General features: G+C 38.4%; 19 protein-coding genes. 10 read left to right on the forward strand and 9 right to left on the reverse strand.

Annotated features, from left to right (window positions below):
* The first annotated feature begins 27 nt into the window (after positions 1-27).
* From FAZ25_RS02740 to zwf, 3 genes are all read left to right on the forward strand, one after another.
* On the forward strand, positions 28-831 hold the full coding sequence (locus FAZ25_RS02740; RefSeq protein WP_004905092.1) for an alpha/beta hydrolase family protein: 804 nt from the start codon (positions 28-30) through the stop codon (positions 829-831).
* Positions 815-1,696 (forward strand): alpha/beta hydrolase fold domain-containing protein, encoded by an 882-nt coding sequence (locus FAZ25_RS02745; protein WP_012305001.1) that lies wholly within the window; start codon positions 815-817, stop codon positions 1,694-1,696. The genes FAZ25_RS02740 and FAZ25_RS02745 overlap by 17 nt, the downstream gene beginning before the upstream one ends.
* A gap of 155 nt (positions 1,697-1,851) precedes the next feature.
* The gene (gene zwf, locus FAZ25_RS02750) at positions 1,852-3,312 is read left to right on the forward strand and encodes a glucose-6-phosphate dehydrogenase (protein ID WP_004908307.1); all 1,461 of its coding nucleotides are present in this window, start codon (positions 1,852-1,854) and stop codon (positions 3,310-3,312) included.
* 41 nt (positions 3,313-3,353) lie between these two features.
* Here the strand turns inward: zwf and FAZ25_RS02755 are convergent, their stop codons facing one another.
* The 3 genes from FAZ25_RS02755 to FAZ25_RS02765 all read right to left on the reverse strand — a co-directional run bounded on the left by FAZ25_RS02755 (position 3,354) and on the right by FAZ25_RS02765 (position 6,570).
* Complete coding sequence (locus FAZ25_RS02755) at positions 3,354-5,171, reverse strand: bifunctional UDP-sugar hydrolase/5'-nucleotidase (protein WP_040189678.1); 1,818 nt, start codon at positions 5,169-5,171, stop codon at positions 3,354-3,356.
* A 172-nt stretch (positions 5,172-5,343) separates the two neighbouring features.
* Positions 5,344-5,934 carry an ATP-binding cassette domain-containing protein gene (locus FAZ25_RS02760; RefSeq protein ID WP_004908313.1) on the reverse strand — a complete coding sequence of 197 codons (591 nt, stop codon included), beginning with the start codon at positions 5,932-5,934 and terminating at the stop codon, positions 5,344-5,346.
* A gap of 15 nt (positions 5,935-5,949) precedes the next feature.
* Positions 5,950-6,570 carry a hypothetical protein gene (locus FAZ25_RS02765; protein ID WP_227005690.1) on the reverse strand — a complete coding sequence of 207 codons (621 nt, stop codon included), beginning with the start codon at positions 6,568-6,570 and terminating at the stop codon, positions 5,950-5,952.
* Positions 6,571-6,863: 293 nt separating this feature from the next.
* On the opposite strand from FAZ25_RS02765, the gene FAZ25_RS02770 reads away from it, so the two are divergent.
* From FAZ25_RS02770 to FAZ25_RS02780, 3 genes are all read left to right on the forward strand, one after another.
* Positions 6,864-7,304: a MarR family winged helix-turn-helix transcriptional regulator gene (locus FAZ25_RS02770; protein ID WP_004902369.1), complete on the forward strand. Its 441-nt coding sequence runs from the start codon at positions 6,864-6,866 to the stop codon at positions 7,302-7,304.
* Positions 7,301-8,188: a metal ABC transporter solute-binding protein gene (locus FAZ25_RS02775; RefSeq protein WP_040189675.1), complete on the forward strand. Its 888-nt coding sequence runs from the start codon at positions 7,301-7,303 to the stop codon at positions 8,186-8,188. Before FAZ25_RS02770 ends, FAZ25_RS02775 begins: the two co-directional genes overlap by 4 nt.
* 112 nt (positions 8,189-8,300) lie before the next feature.
* Positions 8,301-9,161 carry an aldo/keto reductase gene (locus FAZ25_RS02780; RefSeq protein WP_004902364.1) on the forward strand — a complete coding sequence of 287 codons (861 nt, stop codon included), beginning with the start codon at positions 8,301-8,303 and terminating at the stop codon, positions 9,159-9,161.
* A 41-nt stretch (positions 9,162-9,202) separates the two neighbouring features.
* On the opposite strand, the gene FAZ25_RS02785 is transcribed toward FAZ25_RS02780, so the two are convergent.
* Genes FAZ25_RS02785 through FAZ25_RS02805 form a run of 5 tightly spaced genes read right to left on the reverse strand, consistent with a single transcriptional unit; the run spans position 9,203 to position 13,028 of the window.
* Positions 9,203-9,970, reverse strand: coding sequence for an ABC transporter permease (locus FAZ25_RS02785; protein ID WP_004902360.1), 768 nt, complete (start codon positions 9,968-9,970; stop codon positions 9,203-9,205).
* 5 nt (positions 9,971-9,975) lie between these two features.
* A complete protein-coding gene (locus tag FAZ25_RS02790) occupies positions 9,976-10,881 on the reverse strand; it encodes an ABC transporter ATP-binding protein (protein WP_004902356.1) in 906 nt (301 codons plus the stop codon).
* A gap of 22 nt (positions 10,882-10,903) precedes the next feature.
* The gene (locus FAZ25_RS02795; RefSeq protein WP_004902352.1) at positions 10,904-11,740 is read right to left on the reverse strand and encodes a hypothetical protein; all 837 of its coding nucleotides are present in this window, start codon (positions 11,738-11,740) and stop codon (positions 10,904-10,906) included.
* The gene (locus tag FAZ25_RS02800; protein WP_004902349.1) at positions 11,737-12,642 is read right to left on the reverse strand and encodes an ABC transporter ATP-binding protein; all 906 of its coding nucleotides are present in this window, start codon (positions 12,640-12,642) and stop codon (positions 11,737-11,739) included. Before FAZ25_RS02800 ends, FAZ25_RS02795 begins: the two co-directional genes overlap by 4 nt.
* Positions 12,639-13,028 (reverse strand): GntR family transcriptional regulator, encoded by a 390-nt coding sequence (locus tag FAZ25_RS02805; protein ID WP_004902346.1) that lies wholly within the window; start codon positions 13,026-13,028, stop codon positions 12,639-12,641. The genes FAZ25_RS02800 and FAZ25_RS02805 overlap by 4 nt, the downstream gene beginning before the upstream one ends.
* Before the next feature lie 281 nt (positions 13,029-13,309).
* Here FAZ25_RS02805 and FAZ25_RS02810 point away from each other — a divergent pair, with 281 nt between their 5' ends.
* The 4 genes from FAZ25_RS02810 to FAZ25_RS02825 all read left to right on the forward strand — a co-directional run bounded on the left by FAZ25_RS02810 (position 13,310) and on the right by FAZ25_RS02825 (position 16,325).
* Complete coding sequence (locus tag FAZ25_RS02810) at positions 13,310-13,867, forward strand: ECF transporter S component (RefSeq protein ID WP_004902345.1); 558 nt, start codon at positions 13,310-13,312, stop codon at positions 13,865-13,867.
* A 379-nt stretch (positions 13,868-14,246) separates the two neighbouring features.
* Positions 14,247-14,762: a DoxX family membrane protein gene (locus tag FAZ25_RS02815; protein WP_146972594.1), complete on the forward strand. Its 516-nt coding sequence runs from the start codon at positions 14,247-14,249 to the stop codon at positions 14,760-14,762.
* A 40-nt stretch (positions 14,763-14,802) separates the two neighbouring features.
* Positions 14,803-15,342: a DUF1440 domain-containing protein gene (locus FAZ25_RS02820; RefSeq protein ID WP_040189665.1), complete on the forward strand. Its 540-nt coding sequence runs from the start codon at positions 14,803-14,805 to the stop codon at positions 15,340-15,342.
* A gap of 80 nt (positions 15,343-15,422) precedes the next feature.
* The gene (locus FAZ25_RS02825; protein WP_048801866.1) at positions 15,423-16,325 is read left to right on the forward strand and encodes an alpha/beta hydrolase; all 903 of its coding nucleotides are present in this window, start codon (positions 15,423-15,425) and stop codon (positions 16,323-16,325) included.
* Position 16,326: 1 nt separating this feature from the next.
* On the opposite strand, the gene FAZ25_RS02830 is transcribed toward FAZ25_RS02825, so the two are convergent.
* Entirely contained in the window at positions 16,327-17,148 is an 822-nt protein-coding gene (locus FAZ25_RS02830; protein WP_004902334.1) for an HAD-IIB family hydrolase, read from the reverse strand.
* Positions 17,149-17,191 lie beyond the last annotated feature (43 nt).

Here is a 17,191-nt window from a genome sequence, read left to right on the forward strand (position 1 = left end):
CAATATAAAATATAGGCGGAATTAATTATGGCTTTTATGACCTTACACTACTTCTCAAACGTACTTAATAAGATGACAGAAGTTTCTGCTATCATCCCCGAAAGGCGTGAAGCCGATGGCACAGTAGCCTACGACCAATTACATGCCCAACCTTTGAAAACAATCTGGCTGTTGCATGGCTTGTCAGGTGACGCCACTGATTGGTACCGTATGACCGGCTTGGAACGTTATGCGACTGAATATGGTTATGCTATTATTATGCCCGACGTCGCGCGTAGCTTTTATAACAATATGACCTCTGGCCCAGATTACTGGCGTTTTATTACCGAAGAATTACCTCACCGACTGCGCCAACTCTTGCCACTTAGTGACCAACGTGAAGATAATGTTGTGATTGGCAATTCAATGGGTGGCTATGGTGCTTTAAAATGGGGATTGAATTGTCCGCAACAGTTCGCACATATCGTAGCTTTATCAGGTGTTGTCGACTTAGTTGATTTTTATGATAAACGCGATATCTTCGCCATGCCTGATTTCGACCTCGTTTTTAGCGGGCAAGATATAACACGCAAGCCCCTATCTCTTGCAGACACATTAGTTCATCTAGATAACAACAAGTGGCCATTATCTATTTATACGACCTGTGGTGAAGAAGATGCATTGTACCAACAAAACGTCATTTTTAGCCAACAATTAGCAGATAAAATCGGATCCCACCATACCTGGGTTTCACATCCTGGTATTCATGATTGGGATTTTTGGGACCAATCACTCCACGAGGCATTTATTTGGTTAGACAAAGAAAAGGAGCAACATGATGACAAAAAATGACATGCTTGAACAAGCGAAAAATATGCGAAATCAGGTGGCTGTTTATGATCTACCCTTGCCTGACGAACGACATCATGGCATAACAAGGTCAGAACAAACAATAGACGTGCCCAATCAAGACGCCCTAAAATTAATAATCTACACGCCCAACTATTTACCTAGTCAAGGTATCATACTTAATTTTCGCGGCTCGGGCTTTATGTATCCTTGGACGGATGGCGACTATGCTTTTGCTAAATCGCTTGTGTATGCAACAAACTATACTGTAATCGATGTAGATTACCCTATTGCCCCTGAACACCCTTTCCCCGCTGCCGTTGACGCTGCATTTGCTGCCTTTAAATATGTACAAGAAAGTTTTACAACATTTGCACCAGTAGATTCGCCTTTGATTGTTATGGGTCATAGTGCCGGAGGGAACTTAGCAGTGACAACACAACTCCGTGCTAAAAAAGACGGCATTCCTTTAGCTAACAAAGTTGTACTGGATTTTCCAGTATTAGACTTAGCCACTGATGCCGCTGATAAAAAATACCCTGATGGTAAAGGCATTCCAGTGGCAGAATCGCGCCTGATGAATCGTTTTTATTTACAAAATGACACGGTAGATTTTGCTAAAAATCCAATGATATCACCCATATTTGCAAGTACGTCTGATTTACTCGGATTTCCAACAACCATAATTCATACTGCCGAATTTGACAGTCTACGCGGTGAAGCCGAAACTTTTGCACAACATCTCGTAGCAGCCTACGTGCGTGTCACCCTTGCACGATATCCAAATGCTTATCACGGTTTTACAGTTGTGAAAACTCCCATAGGTCAACAATCATTTGAAGAACTTGTCCATGATATTCTAAAGTAAACATATCTACAAGGCTGTTTTGATTTTGCCACACCAAGAATAACGACACACTTTTATTTGTTAAACGCTTAATCCGTTTGTGAAAATAGGTACTTTTTAAATGATTTTGCGTTATAATGGTAAATGAATTTAATTATAGTATTAAGGGGAACATCATGGTTGCAGAAATCAAAACATTAGTTACTTTTTTTGGTGGAACTGGTGATTTAGCAAAGCGTAAGCTTTATCCTTCAGTTTTTAACCTTTACAAGAAAGGTTACTTACAAGAACATTTTGCCATTGTTGGTACAGCACGTCAGGATTTGACTGATGCTGAATTCAAGCAATTGGTTCGCGAATCAATCGCTGACTTTACTGAAGATAAAGCCCAAGCCGAGGCCTTCATCGCACACTTTTCATACCGTGCACATGATGTAACCGATGCAGCTTCATACAACATCTTAAAACAAGCAATTGAAGAAGCAGCCGAAAAGTTCGATATTCAAGGTAATCGTATTTTCTACATGTCTGTGGCACCACGATTCTTTGGGACAATTGCAAAATATCTCAAGTCAGAGGGCTTGCTAGCTGATAGTGGTTACAACCGTTTGATGATTGAAAAGCCTTTTGGTACATCATACGCCACTGCCGAAGAGCTACAAAAAGACTTAGAAAACGCTTTTGACGATAATCAATTATTCCGTATTGATCATTATCTTGGTAAAGAAATGGTCCAAAATATTGCTGCCCTTCGTTTTGGTAACCCCATCTTTGATGCCGCTTGGAACAAAGATTACATTAAAAACGTCCAAGTTACTTTGTCTGAAGTGCTTGGTGTTGAAGAACGTGCCGGTTATTACGATACAGCCGGTGCATTATTAGATATGATTCAAAACCACACTATGCAAATTGTTGGTTGGCTTGCTATGGAAAAGCCAGATTCATTTACTGATAAGGATATCCGTGCGGCTAAGAATGCGGCTTTTAATGCTCTTAAAATTTATGATGAAGCCGAAGTCAACAAGTATTTCGTCCGTGCACAGTATGGTGCCGGAGACACTGCTGATTTCAAGCCATATCTTGAAGAAATGGACGTACCCGCTGACTCAAAGAACAATACATTCATCGCTGGTGAATTACAGTTTGATTTGCCACGTTGGGAAGGTGTGCCATTCTACGTGCGTTCAGGCAAGCGTTTAGCTGCTAAACAAACACGTGTCGATATCGTCTTCAAGGCTGGTACCTTTGCCTTTGGTTCTGAACAAGAAGCGCAAGAAGCTGTGTTATCAATTTTGATTGATCCTAAGGGTGGTATCGAATTCAAGATTAATTCAAAGTCAGTTGAAGATGCTTTCAATACACGTATGATTAATCTTGATTGGTCAATTTCTGATGAAGATAAGCAAAATACACCTGAGCCATACGAACGTATGATTCACGACACAATGAATGGTGACGGATCAAACTTCGCTGACTGGAACGGTGTTGCTATTGCTTGGAAGTTTGTGGATGCTATTTCAGCTGTCTACACTGCTGATAAAGCACCACTTGAAACATACAAGTCAGGTTCCATGGGACCTGAAGCATCTGACAAGCTGTTAGCCGAAAACGGTGACGCTTGGGTATTTAAGGGTTAATAAAATAAAAAAAGAAGACTAGCTTAGCTAGTCTTCTTTTTTTATTCAACAGCAATTTTACGATTAAGTTGTGGTGCAGTCACTTTTTGTGCTGTTCGTGTTTTTTCTTCAATATATTTAATCAGCGCGTCAGTATCAGTCCCTGCGGCACCAACTATTTTTGTATTTTTAAAAGCTGTGAAATTATCACCCCCACCATGCAAAAAGTCATTGATAACAACACGATAATTTTTGGTGTCCTCTATGCTTGTGCCATGTGTATCACGCATCTCTATCACACGGTCAGAAGGATTTGTCTCATCAGATTTGTGGTAAGTATACTGCAATCCTGCAATTTGGAGATAATAGTGCTGGTTTTCGTTATATTGTTGATTTAATGCTTGCCTTATTTGAGCCCCAGTCATGTCAACAACTTGCAAAATATTACCAAAAGGTTGAACAGCTGTCGCTGCGCCCCAAGTAATTGCTTTACGTTTATTCACATCTAAATCAGCCCGTACACCACCCGTGTTCGTCATCGCAAAATCCGGGTTTAATTGTGCATGTTGTGCTGCTGCAAGTTGCGAATCAGCAACTAATTCACCCGCTTGATTTTCAAGCGTGTCATTATTATGCAATCGGCCTGTGATTGTTTCATTTGTTGCCGCATAACCAATCACTTGACTCACTTTTTTATTGACGCGTTTATCAGCATCTTTAACAATATTTGCTACTGTTTTATCTGATTTGGTTTTGGGATCATCTTTAGCTGAAAGTACCGGATAAACATGTGACGTCACATCAGTAAAACGTCCTGATTTGCCATCAATATAACACCAACTATTATCGTACGCTTTTCCAGTATAGACAGCTTGAACGACTTGAGTACGACCCACCTTCGCATTAGCATACTGATGTGAATGACCAGCGACATACAAACCAACTTGGTTGTCAGGAGACAAATCATTTAACTTGTTTAAAATAGCCACGCTTTGGCCTGACGTTGTATCTGTTTTTGTTTCTACACCAGTGTGTGCTACAACAATAATGGCATTAACACCTTTTTCGCGTAAAATTTTATCATATTTAGCAATTGTTTCGGCCTCATCAAGCACATCATAGTCTTTATAATTTTGATATAGCGTTAAGCTTGGTAATGTGGCAGTCTCAATACCGATAATGCCAACCTTAGCTGTCTGATTGTTTTGTTTAACAGTCTTGATTATATAGGGTTGATAACCATAAGGGATTTTTTGATTTTTTTTGTTCACCACATTGGCAACAATCATATCAACACCTGACGTGCGATGGGGATAATTTTTAAGCAACTTATCCGCTGAATTATCAGGCTTTTTACCTGTTAAAATACGATTAAATTCGGGCAATCCATGATCAAACTCATGATTTCCAAGCGTCCCAATACTAAACTTCATTGCTTTTAAGGCGTGCATTGTAGATTCGTGGGCCAAAAGCGTTGAATTGGCGGGTGCTGCACCGACAGCATCGCCAGCTTCAATACGCAAAGTATTATCAGATTCAGTGACCGATTTAAAGTGCGATTGTGCTTGATCCAAATAAGCTGCCAAGCGTGATACCGTGCCGGCCTTGCTATAACTCTTGTCCCCTATTTTGACATCTCCGGTGGTATCAAGGCCACCATGTAAATCGTTAATCCCTAAAATTTGAACAGCAATATCATTTTTATGCTTCTGATTGGCCTTTTGATAATCTTTTTCCAATTTTGGCTTAGCATACTGATCCGTACCGTTTATAATTGCAAGATCTGCTTGTACTCGCCCGCCGTAACTAACTAATGCCAAACCAGTCATTAATCCCACAACAAATAAACGCGTTAATTTGCGCGTTGCAACACTTTTCATTCTCATACCCTCCAATTATAATCAATAGTATAGCATTGCATATGCGTGTTTTTGATTATAATTGGGTTAAATAAAGAAACGATTTATCATATTTTTCATTAATTGTTCGCTTTTAACAAAAATGTCTACCTTAAAAATGTTCTTGTTGGCTAGCAACACCGTAATCTTTTTGTTAGTTTAGTGTGGTGATATGAGTTGGTAAATCAGCCAGCTGTTCTGGATGATGTGTGGTGATCAAAACCACTTTATGGCGCACCAGCACAAGATATTCAATCAAGTTAAGAATGATTTCAGTGTTATGACTGTCTACGTTACTTGTTGGTTCATCAAAAATATACAACTGACGATTCAATAAAAATTGCCCATAAGTACTCACCAGCTGTCTTTCGCCACCAGATAATTGCCCCATTTTTGTTGACCAGATGTGGTCCAATACAGGACTAATTAGTTCACTCACATCATCATGAAAAGTTGTTGTTTTGCCTCCCAATTCTTGGTACATTTTAAGTGTTTGTGCCACGGTTAATGTTGGTAAAAACTGCACCTGTTGCAATTGATATGCAACCTGTTTAGGCTTGGGCACATCGTACTTGACCCCCGTCACCTTAGTCGTTGCGACACCAGCAATGAAGTCCAATAACGTTGTTTTACCTGAACCATTGGCTCCAATAAGAATATTCACGACATTTGGCTTTAATGTCATAGAAAAGTCACGCGCCAAGACGCGGTTGCCATACTGAGCTGAATAATGACTAATATGCATAGTGTGCTCCTCCAATTAAACGCGCTTTGCAACAGCATTCACTGTGAATTTTGAGACTGAAAAATAGCCAACCATACTATAAATTAGCGTTACTATCAACCAACACCATATGAATTGGGACGCGATTGCTCGATGAAAAAAACCAAGTAGTAATTCATCGGCAGTACCGGCTATATAAGATATTGGGTTGAACATAGTCACGACATCTTGTAGCAACTTTCCCTCGGGTAATTTCAAAAAAAGAAATGCCCCAAATATCAGCACGCTGGTTAAAATATTAAGCGATTCAATTTTAATGGGTAATAGTACTAGAATACTAGATAACAGGATAATCGGTAGAGAAACAATGACAGATACCAAAAAAGCAGCAAAAATAATTCGCATATCCCAATGATTGGTCACAGACATGAACACGACATTAAAAAGCAACAACTCAATATTTAAAATAAACCAGTGTACACTCACTTGACTACTTAATATCTGCCATTTTGATCCAACAATAAAATATAGTTGCTTGTAAAATCCACTTTCTCGCTGTGAAATTATCGCCACAATAACATTATTTAAAAGTGTCACTAAAATAATATAAGCCCAAAAATAGCTCAAAAAAGCTAAGGTTTGTTCATTAAATGACATTTTTTTCCCAATGACACGATGATTTTGAAATATAAAATAACCGGTTGGCAGTAATAAATTGAATATAAATACAAACTTATTACTCAACATGTTTATAAAATAGATACGGCACAACGCTTTGATTTCCCTCATTTTTTTAACATTCTCTCATTCATCAATATTTTAAAAATAATAAAAATCTTTTATTTGTCATTATACGCTCATTTTTATGGTTGTAAAATGTATCTTGACAGGGCTTATTTTTATTGATATAGTTTACCTGTTAATTAACCAGTAAACTATCGAGGTATCTCATGTCCCAATCAGACCATATTATTCAAGAACTTAATACGTTCGTGCAAACCTATGCTGCCAGTTCCGAATTTATTCAAACAACTGCGGCACAAAAAATAAATGCAACACAAGCACATCTGCTCATGTTGCTTAAAACACAGCACGCCACCAATTCATCACTAGCGGAGAGCATGCATTTAACAAAACCAGCAATTACAAAAGCTATAAAAAATTTGATTGCACATGGCTACGTTGTCGCGACTAAAGATGTCAATGACAAACGTAGTGTTAATTATCAGTTAAGTACTGAAGGCATGCAATTAGCAGCGCAACACGAGGCGTCACACCGTAACTTACACCATCGCATTGATCACACGATTGCAACTTTTACACCAGCACAACGTGAGACAATTGTGGCATTTTTAGCACAAATCAATCACCTAGAGGATAACCAATCATGAAAAAAATTATTGCCATTATGGCTGTTATTATTATTGCTATTGTCGGTTTTGCAGCCTTTAAGGGCCAAGCAACAAAAAAAGAAACCAACCAAATTACTATCGTTGCATCAACTGATTTTTATGCCGAATTAGCCCAAACCATTGTAGGCAATCACGGGAAAGCTACAGCCATCATTAAAGATGCAAATGTATCACCAGAGGACTATGAGCCTACCACTGCAGTTGCCAAAAAGGTTAACGGCACCGATATTGCAATAGCCAATGGTCTTGGCTATGATGCTTGGCTAAATAAATTAGCTAAGTCATCACGACAAACGCAACTCGTGCGTGTCGGAGAAGATGTATTACATGAGAAGTCTGGTGCTAATCCTCATCTTTGGAATAACCCAGATACGATGATTAAAACGGCTAACTATTTAGCCAATGATTTGTCAAAAAGAGACCCCAAAAACAAGTCTGAATATCAAGCTAATGCGAAAAAATATATTTCAAGTTTAGCCCCAGTGACAACATTGATTACCGAACTCAAAAAAGAGGCTAAAGGGCAATCAGTTGCTCAAAGTGAGCCTGTATTTGAATATATGCTGACAGCTCTCGGTTACAAGGTCATGGATACTGATTTTTCGGAGGCTATTGAAGAAGGTAATGACCCTTCACCAGCAACACTTACTTCTCTCAAATCCGCAATCACTAATCATCAAATCGCCTTTTTTGTTAACAATAAGCAAACTACTAGCCCAACCGTTTCAAATATGTTGAACTTAGCCAAAGAAAATAATATCCCTATTGTTAATGTCACAGAAACAATTCCAAATGGTGAGCACTATGTTAGCTGGAAAGTCGCTGAATTGAAAGAAATTCAAAAAATTACCCAGGCAAAATAAAACCACAAACCATCAAATTTAACCGCTTTCATTTCAAGTCATGTTATACTGACTGTGGGTCCAGTGTCTTACTGTTCTCAGAAAATATCATTAAAAATGGAGGTCTATATTCATGTCACTCACAGACACCTACACCTTATCAAATGGACACAAAATTCCAGTTATTGGTTTTGGTACTTGGCAATCGGCTGACGGTGATGTTGCTTACCAAGCTGTAAAATGGGCTTTAGAGGCTGGCTACCGACACATTGATACGGCAGCTATTTACGGTAACGAATCTTCTGTTGGTCGTGCAATCAAAGATTCTGGTATCTCACGCGATGATCTCTTTGTAACAACCAAACTTTGGAATGATGCACATAATTATGACAAAGCTAAAGCAGCACTTGACACATCTCTCGACAAATTAGGATTAGATTACGTAGATTTATATCTGATTCATTGGCCTAATCCGGCAGCCCTTAGAAATGAACAAGAAAATGCTTGGGAATCAGCAAATGCTGATACTTGGCTTGCCTTAGAAGCAGCTTATGAAAATGGTAAAGCCAAAGCAATTGGTGTTTCCAACTTCCAAATTCATCATTTAGAAGCATTGGCTAAAACGCAAAAGATTGCCCCAATGGTTAATCAAATTTTCTTGAATCCTTCTGATCATCAAAACGAGTTAGTTGCTTATAATAAAGCACACAATATACTAACTGAAGCGTATTCGCCTTTGGGCACTGGCAAATTAATTGATTTATCCCCAGTAAATGATATTGCCAAAAAGTATAATAAGTCTATTCCTCAGATTCTTATCCGTTGGTCTCTAGATAAAGGTTTCCTACCACTACCTAAATCGACGCACCAAGAATATATTCAAGCAAACAGCGACGTCTTCGACTTTGCACTCTCTATTGAAGATATCCAAACACTTGATGCTTTGGAACATACAGCCGGCGAGCACCTAGATGCTGATAAGGCTGACTTCTAATAAAAAAAAGCGTTGTTTCACATGAAACAACGCTTTTTTATTTAAACAGAACGCTTTTTAAAGATAAAGTATGCAATCCCATACATCAGAATAATATACACAGCGTAAGCTGTAAACACAGCACCCTCTGACATATGAACCATCTCCTTGAATAAGTGGGCTGGCATTTGTCGATAAACGGCTACACCTAAGAAAATATTAAACGGATTCCACTTTAAGATAGGCGCCATATTAATTAATAGTGATGAAATAGAGCTCAGAATAGGTGTTCCAACAATCATGACAACCCCTAAACCAATAGCAGCACCAGAATTCTTAACTAAGTTAGTAATCAACAATACTAATGCGGCAATGAAAATCATTTGCAACAAAGTTGTTAAGGCTGTTAGCCCCATATTTTGCCAACCAGTTCCGACATAGTTGATTTTATCAGCCAAGTTAATCTTTGGTGCGAAAATAATCTTGCCAAGCATCGTACCTAGAAACGCAGCAACAAACAAACTAATATAAACACTGAAATTCAGCAATAATTTACTAGTGAAAACCATCCCGCGGTTAAAACGTCGTGATAACAATGGCCTAATTGTACCAAAACCAAATTCTTGCGAAACACTTAGCGCGGTAATAATAATACCTGCCATAAATACATAAATTGTCCCCTGACCAAAGTTAGTTATCGCATTTACTGTTCGCTGCGATTTAAAAATAGCCAATATTGCCAACGGAAAAATAAAACTCAATGCAATCCAAATATACAGTCTGTTTTGTTTTATTGCTTTATAATATTCCTGTTTCATTAATGTTAACATGTCAATTACTCCCCCTTATCATCGTTAGCCAACATATCAAGTAACGACTTTTCCAAATTTCCTGTGACTGTATTCATTGTTGTAATGTCAATACCAGCTTGATTCACAGCAGTGATGACTTGCTGCAAGTTGTCAGCCCCAGAAACAAGGACATGCCCATCCTCCATATTAGCTACCCATTGATTAGCAATAGCCAAATTAATTGTTTTTTGGTTATCTGACGTTTCGAGTGCCCAACGTACTTTATCATGGCTAAAGAATGCAGCCATTGTTGCTGTTTCAATAATTTTACCGTGATTAATAATCACAACGTCATCAACTAGCTTCTGTAACTCATCCAACAAGTGACTAGAAATCAAGAATGCGACACCTGTATCGGCCAATTCGCGAATCAAACGTCGCAAATCATGAACTGATTGTGGATCTAAGCCATTCATTGGCTCATCTAAAATAACCAACTTAGGATTACGAATTAGCGCAATGGCAATTCCCAAACGTTGCTTCATTCCTAATGAGAAATTCTTAGCCTTACGCTTACCAAAGTTTTCACCATCAATTTGGGTTTGTTTCATTAAAGTTTTGAAATCAGCTGGATTATCGGTATCCATTGCATACAACTTCAAATGCTCAAGGGCTGTCAAATTTGGATAAATTGACGGATATTCAATCAAATTACCAATTTTACCCAACGCTTGATGGTTACTAAAGGTTACTGGTTGTCCTTCAAATGTGATGTTACCTGATGAATAGCTCATCAATCCAGTAATTGCACGCATTGCAGTCGACTTTCCTGCACCGTTTGGTCCAATCAAGCCAACAATGTGTCCCGCTTCAACATTAAAGCTGACATTTTCCATTGCCTTTTTTGAACCATACTGCTTGTTAACATTTTTAACTTCTAATAATGCCATGTTTCCCCCTAAATAATACTACTTATTTATCCCACGTTACTTTGAGTGTGGGTTTAAATACAAACGTAAATGTAACACCAGTTAAAATAGCTGGTGTTAACAACAAATCAAACAATTTTACAGCAGACAACGTCTCACTATTGTTGGCTAAGACTACTGCATAAGATGTTACAAACACAAATATAACAACCGGCCAACGTAAAATTCTTAAACGCACTGCCTCATCGATTGAGTCGCCACTAATTTTGGTAGATAAATAATAACCAACCGCAAATAACAATAAACCAGCCAGAATCAGAATCATAAACTGTATTGGTTGTTTACTATCTTCTAATAATTTATAGATCAAAGTTAATGGTTGAATAGCAACCAACCCAACAAACATCGCCCCCGCAATTTTCATCCAATTGGGCCCAATAATAGTATAAATGCCGGCCATCACACTGGCGATGAAAAAGAAGTGCGCGCTAGTCATAATATCAAGATTAAGCGCTTGACCAAAATCAGTGGGGTGAAAAATACCAACAATTGCCCCATCCACAACGATAGCGGCGACGATTGGGACAATGACTAACCAAAATATTCGTGCAATAAACAACTGACCACGTGAAATATTTTGCGTGAACAACCATAAATCTAAGCGACGTGACTGATCATTGAGTAACGAAATGGCTGCTATAAATAGCCACACCCCTATTAAAACAGGGCCAAATCCTTTTTCAGCGCTGAAATTACCGTGTAATCCATACTGCCATATCGAAGACCCTACTTGAATGACTGTTAGTAGTACACCTAAACTTAATGCTAGAATCAGTTGATTCTTTTTGATTTTCATGTACAAAATCATTGCTTGTCTCATATTTCCCCCTCCAATTCTTGTTGCCATGCATACGCTTCTTCGGCAAAACTAGCGCGGAAAATATCTTCACTACTAATAGGTAATTCTTCAACAAATTTAAATTCTTGGCTGGCCAACTTAATTCCAATATCTTCCGTAAAATCGTTAAAGACAATTGTCACAACATGCCCTGTTTGAGCAATGATTGTCCCTGTCTCGCGAAGAAATGCGGGTAGCTCTTGGCCGACAAAAGCTAGTTGATACTTTTTAACATCTTTATTCTCATCAATAGCAAATGTACGATCGATTGTCTGGTTTTTGAGCAGTAGAATGCGATCAACTAATGTATCTAATTCGACCAAGTTATGTGAGGCAATCAAAACTGTTGTTTGCTGCTCCATGACTTGGTTAACAATTAATTGCTTAACCTGATCTCGAATTAAGACATCTAGACCATCTAGTGGTTCATCCAGTAAAATATATTGCGCACGACTAGCAAAGCTGAGAATAATCATAAACAGTGCACGCATACCTTTGGAATAAGTTTTAATCTGTTTACTATTATTCAAGCCAAATCGTTTGATTTCTGCATCATACCAAGCTTCATCGAAATCCTTATAGGCCACTTTTAGAATAGCTTTAATTCGTTTTGGTGAATAGTAACGTAACCAATTATCAGGCATATCGATATAAAACAATTGATCATGTCGCTTTGTTGTTTTCAGATAGTCTATGCCATCTAGTCCAACACGACCAAAGTCAGGTAATAACTCACCTGACAGTGTCCCAAACAATGTCGTCTTCCCTGCGCCATTGCGGCCTACTAGACCAACAATCTCGCCCTTATGCAATTCAAAATTAACATTCTTCAACACTTGTTTATTTTGAATTTTCTTAGAAATATTTTCAATAACGAGTGTCATCTCTCCTCCTTGCTCGCTTTAACGTCTTTTCCGTAACTAGCATCAATCCACTGATGCAAAATATCAGAAGATATGCCCGCACGCTTTGCCTCAATCACAACTTCCCCCAATTGTTGTTGAACATTGGCAATAAAACGATCATCTGCGATCACACCATCGTTTTCACGCACGAAAGTACCTTTACCAGCAACAGTTTCAATCACATTTTGACTTTCTAATGCCTTATAGGCTTTAGCAACTGTATTGGGATTTAGCCCTTCGATTAGCGCCATTTCTCTGACAGAGGGCAATTTTTCGCCCACGGATAAAACACCTGCAGCAACTTGAGACTTGATTCGCCACATCAACTGCTCATATAATGGCTGATTTCGCTGAATTTGTGCCATTTATGCACTTCCTTTATCATTTTTCGTGTATGCTTAACCCCAACGTCTGTCACATACACCAACTGATTAAAATGCGCTTCATTAATTCCCCTATGATTAAGTGTACTAAGTGTACTATCTGTATCATGTGTACTATGTTACGCGGTACAGTTATATTTGTCAAGCCCGTGATGAGATAAATCAAATACGAAATATAAATCAATTTTTAGCACAAATGTATGATAAAATTAGGTCAATTGTTTTCATTTAGATCATACTATTCGTAATCAGAGGATACATCAATGACAAAAGAAAAAACTACCCAAACCATTGTTTTTGTCGCTTTTTTTGCAGCTATTACTTTTGTGGCAACTAGCATTCAGGTGCCAATGCCAGCACTCATTGGCAAACCCTTTGTCCATCTGGGTAATGCTGCTGCACTCCTATCAGTACTGATTCTGGGCTATAAACGTGGTGCATTAGCTGGTGGCATGGGCTTAGCGCTTTTTGATGTCACACACAACTATATTCTTGACGCACCTTATTATTTTATCGAAATTTTCATCGTTGGGGGTAGTGCTATGCTCGTATTTTATAGCCTCCACTACAACAAAAAGCCACAAACTAGTAAATTAGCTCTCATTGTTGTTGCAGCAATTATCACCAAACTCGTCATGACAACGCTACACAATTTTGTTATGAGTTTAGTCAAAGGCATGACTATTCAGCCGGCATTTGTTGCAACACTATCGACGCTCTTTCCCACTTTGGTTAATTGTGTCACAACCTTGCTTGTTGTTATGATTGTCTATCCTATTTTAGGCCAGAAACTGCAACACTCATTAGCCCCAACACATTAAAAAAGCCAGCTGACGGTCATGGTAGCGTCTACTGGCTTTTTTGTAAAAACAAAACCCCGCATCTGTTAACAATACGGGAGAAAGAAAATATATTCAAGAATGAGAAGAGAAGATTTGGGAGAGAATGAAATGAAAATCCTATATCATCTGCAGGGTTCTGTTCAATTAATAAGTGTTATTTGTTCTTATCAATAACTATATATTAACGATTCAAGATTAAATTCAAGTTAAAAAATCCTTTTAAAATTAACGCACTTTCTTTTACTATTATTTTACAAGTAAACACTTGGAATTGTTTGACATTTCACAATAAAACCATTATACTTACTTATTGTAATAGAAAGCACGATAATAATTATATGATAAGGAGAAAATCGTTATGTTAGCGTGGTTACGTCATTCAAAAATTGCAATGTGGGGATTGACTATTATTCGGCTCTATCTGGGGTTTGCTTGGGCAAAGGACGGTTTTGAAAAATTAACTGGTCCCAAACCATTTGATGCATCTGGTTTAATTATGGGGGCAATTAAAAATCCTGTTACTGCACCCGGTGGGGCAAAAGCTTTTCCGCTATATGACTGGTTCTTGACTACTTTCACCAACAACGGTCATTCTACTGCTGCCTTTTCTTTCTTAGTATCTTGGGGTGAACTACTGGTTGGACTCGGCCTAATTTTTGGCACGTTAACACTTGCCGCAGCATTTTTCGCATTAGTCATGAACTTTTCTTATCTTGGTGCAGGCGTTGTTTCAGTCAACCCAACCTACATTATTTTAGGTGGTCTATTGCTCATTTCCGGATCCAATTCAGGAAAAATTGGCTTAGACAGATGGGTTACACCATTCCTACGTTCAAAGATGCCGTTCTTGAACAATGATATTAGTGTCAAATAATCTTTAAAAAAATACCGTTATTAGAGGGGAAATAACACACATGTTCACATTACAAAAACCCAAAGCTAACTTGCTTGAAATCACAAGCAAAAGCATTTGGTATGGTTTTATAGCCGGTATGATATCTGGGATGGTAAAAATAGGCTGGGAAGCTATTTTACCACCACGCACCATCGCACGTAATATGACCAATCCACCACAACATATGGCCGAACAATTGGGGTTTTCAGATAAACTTGTTCACGCATTTGTGTACTATTCTCAAGATCAAAAAGTTTTTTGGTTTACATTGTTATTACACTTTTCGTTCGCCATTGTTTTTGCGATACTCTACGTTTTTGTATCTCAATACTGGCCACTCATTGGCCTTTGGCAAGGTGCCGCTTATGGCGTTGTCCTTTGGGTCGTCTGGCATGTTATTTTAATGCCAGCTTTTGGTACAGTGCCGGCCCCTTGGCATCAGCCTTTTGCTGAACATTTTTCAGAATTTTTCGGCCACATCGTTTGGGCTTGGGCGATTGCAGCAACTGTTTATTATCTTATCGCCAAAGACAAGCATGGACATTTAACAACCATTTAAAAAAAGACCTTAACAGAGGTCTTTTTTTATTGCCATTTTTTGTATACTGAAATAAATAGAAATAATTAAAAGGATTGCCGATGTTATTTAAAGATCAAGTTTATCAATTTACGCCAGCAACTGTGCCCAATACAGCCAAGACGGTCATACAAGATTTACCTTATGCTACTGGTTCTCGACACACTTTAGACATCTACTTACCTAGTGGTGTCAAACCTTTCCCAGTCATTTTAGACTTATATGGTGGCGGCCTTCTGCGTGGTAAAAAATCATCTTTCAAACTAAATCCAAGTTTACGATTTTTAACTGATCAGTTTGCTGTGATTAGCATGGATTATCGTTTAAATGTACCACCTTATTGTGAGTTTCCAAATCAAATTGCAGAAATCCGTGCGGCATTAGATTTTTTAACGCGCAATGCAACAATGTACAATCTTGATATGCAACACGTCATTTTAATTGGTGAATCTAGTGGCGCACAATTAGCTATGTTAGCCGCTGCTAGTTTTGCTGCAAACGTGACACTTGGTCACATACCAAACCATCGATTCCTAGATCAATTCCCAAAAGTAGCCGGTGTTATTGGCATGTACGGCCCTTATCAAGTCGACCAGTTTGCAACACAATTTAATCAATTGCATATAATCCCAAAATTTCTGGAAACAGGTTCAGCGATAGCCTTCGAAGGCATTATGTTACAAGGCAATCGCCCTGATAGCGCCCCCTCATTGGTTAAGCAAGCCAATCCTGCAACTTATTTCACACCATCCACACCACCTACGTTACTTATCGCCGGCACTAAAGATCATGTTGTGCCTTATCTACAAAGTCTCAAACTTGCAGAAGATTATTATAGATTGGTAGGAAAAAAACCAACAACTCTTATCATACCAAATGCTGATCATGGTCCAAGTGACTATAATACATCCGCTATTTATTATGAAAAGCTAGCGTTTATCAATGAGCATATAAAAGCAGTGTGAATTAACTCACACTGCTTTTGTCTAGTATCGTTAAAATGGTTCTTAGCACACCAGCATGATTGTTATCAGCCACAACTGGTAAGAAATCACCAGAAAGTTTAGTATTGGGCATAATGTATGGGTACCCCACCTGTGTCAGCATTTCGATGTCATTGCCCCCATCACCAAAAGCTGCGACTTGTGATAATTGAATCCCCAAATTATCTGCTAAAACCTTTAATCCGACTGCTTTATTGACACCTGCTGGCACAATATCAATCGCACCCGTCCCTGTCTCTGTCACGTGTACTTGATGGCCTAAAGCTTGTTTAGCCGCAGCATACAATTTACTTTCATCAAAATCTATCCAATTCATGGTTACTTTAAAAATTGGCATCACGATTTCAGATACATCGTCAAACAAAATCACTTTTTTAAAATATTTTAACCGATCATCAGTGGCTAAATGAGAAAAACTTCGCGGTATATAAGCTGTGTCATCAGTCGAATAAACCAAACCTTGATCTGGCTTTGGTTCAAAGGCTGTGATTAAGGTTTGAATTTGCGCCAATACTGACCAAGGTATTGCTTGGTTATAAAGTACCTCACCATTAGGCGCAATAACGCGTGCGCCATTATTTGTGACATAAAATAAGCCAGCGTGTAAAAAATCAGCTAACAACATCTCAATACGCTCCTGATGGACACCTGTTGCTATCACAAAACCAATATTTTTTGCTTTTAATCTTTCTAGGACAACCTTAAATAGTGCTTTATCAAATGTTTTATCATCTGCTAAAAACGTCCCATCTAAATCAGTTGCTATCAGCTGAATATTTGTCATACTTTATCCTAGTTTCCTTAACTTATAAAATATTGCGGATCTA

Origin of the sequence: Leuconostoc sp. LN180020, from assembly GCF_014844115.1 — a bacterium.
GTDB classification, from domain to species: domain Bacteria; phylum Bacillota; class Bacilli; order Lactobacillales; family Lactobacillaceae; genus Leuconostoc; species Leuconostoc citreum.

What these genes read in the sequence shown, in the direction of transcription:
- FAZ25_RS02740 (WP_004905092.1), top strand. Translation starts at nt 28, where the DNA reads ATGGCTTTTATGACCTTACACTACTTCTCAAACGTACTTAATAAGATG.
- FAZ25_RS02745 (WP_012305001.1), top strand. Translation starts at nt 815, where the DNA reads ATGATGACAAAAAATGACATGCTTGAACAAGCGAAAAATATGCGAAAT.
- zwf (WP_004908307.1), top strand. Translation starts at nt 1,852, where the DNA reads ATGGTTGCAGAAATCAAAACATTAGTTACTTTTTTTGGTGGAACTGGT.
- FAZ25_RS02755 (WP_040189678.1), bottom strand. Translation starts at nt 5,171, where the DNA reads ATGAAAAGTGTTGCAACGCGCAAATTAACGCGTTTATTTGTTGTGGGA.
- FAZ25_RS02760 (WP_004908313.1), bottom strand. Translation starts at nt 5,934, where the DNA reads ATGCATATTAGTCATTATTCAGCTCAGTATGGCAACCGCGTCTTGGCG.
- FAZ25_RS02765 (WP_227005690.1), bottom strand. Translation starts at nt 6,570, where the DNA reads ATGTCATTTAATGAACAAACCTTAGCTTTTTTGAGCTATTTTTGGGCT.
- FAZ25_RS02770 (WP_004902369.1), top strand. Translation starts at nt 6,864, where the DNA reads ATGTCCCAATCAGACCATATTATTCAAGAACTTAATACGTTCGTGCAA.
- FAZ25_RS02775 (WP_040189675.1), top strand. Translation starts at nt 7,301, where the DNA reads ATGAAAAAAATTATTGCCATTATGGCTGTTATTATTATTGCTATTGTC.
- FAZ25_RS02780 (WP_004902364.1), top strand. Translation starts at nt 8,301, where the DNA reads ATGTCACTCACAGACACCTACACCTTATCAAATGGACACAAAATTCCA.
- FAZ25_RS02785 (WP_004902360.1), bottom strand. Translation starts at nt 9,970, where the DNA reads ATGTTAACATTAATGAAACAGGAATATTATAAAGCAATAAAACAAAAC.
- FAZ25_RS02790 (WP_004902356.1), bottom strand. Translation starts at nt 10,881, where the DNA reads ATGGCATTATTAGAAGTTAAAAATGTTAACAAGCAGTATGGTTCAAAA.
- FAZ25_RS02795 (WP_004902352.1), bottom strand. Translation starts at nt 11,740, where the DNA reads ATGAGACAAGCAATGATTTTGTACATGAAAATCAAAAAGAATCAACTG.
- FAZ25_RS02800 (WP_004902349.1), bottom strand. Translation starts at nt 12,642, where the DNA reads ATGACACTCGTTATTGAAAATATTTCTAAGAAAATTCAAAATAAACAA.
- FAZ25_RS02805 (WP_004902346.1), bottom strand. Translation starts at nt 13,028, where the DNA reads ATGGCACAAATTCAGCGAAATCAGCCATTATATGAGCAGTTGATGTGG.
- FAZ25_RS02810 (WP_004902345.1), top strand. Translation starts at nt 13,310, where the DNA reads ATGACAAAAGAAAAAACTACCCAAACCATTGTTTTTGTCGCTTTTTTT.
- FAZ25_RS02815 (WP_146972594.1), top strand. Translation starts at nt 14,247, where the DNA reads ATGTTAGCGTGGTTACGTCATTCAAAAATTGCAATGTGGGGATTGACT.
- FAZ25_RS02820 (WP_040189665.1), top strand. Translation starts at nt 14,803, where the DNA reads ATGTTCACATTACAAAAACCCAAAGCTAACTTGCTTGAAATCACAAGC.
- FAZ25_RS02825 (WP_048801866.1), top strand. Translation starts at nt 15,423, where the DNA reads ATGTTATTTAAAGATCAAGTTTATCAATTTACGCCAGCAACTGTGCCC.
- FAZ25_RS02830 (WP_004902334.1), bottom strand. Translation starts at nt 17,148, where the DNA reads ATGACAAATATTCAGCTGATAGCAACTGATTTAGATGGGACGTTTTTA.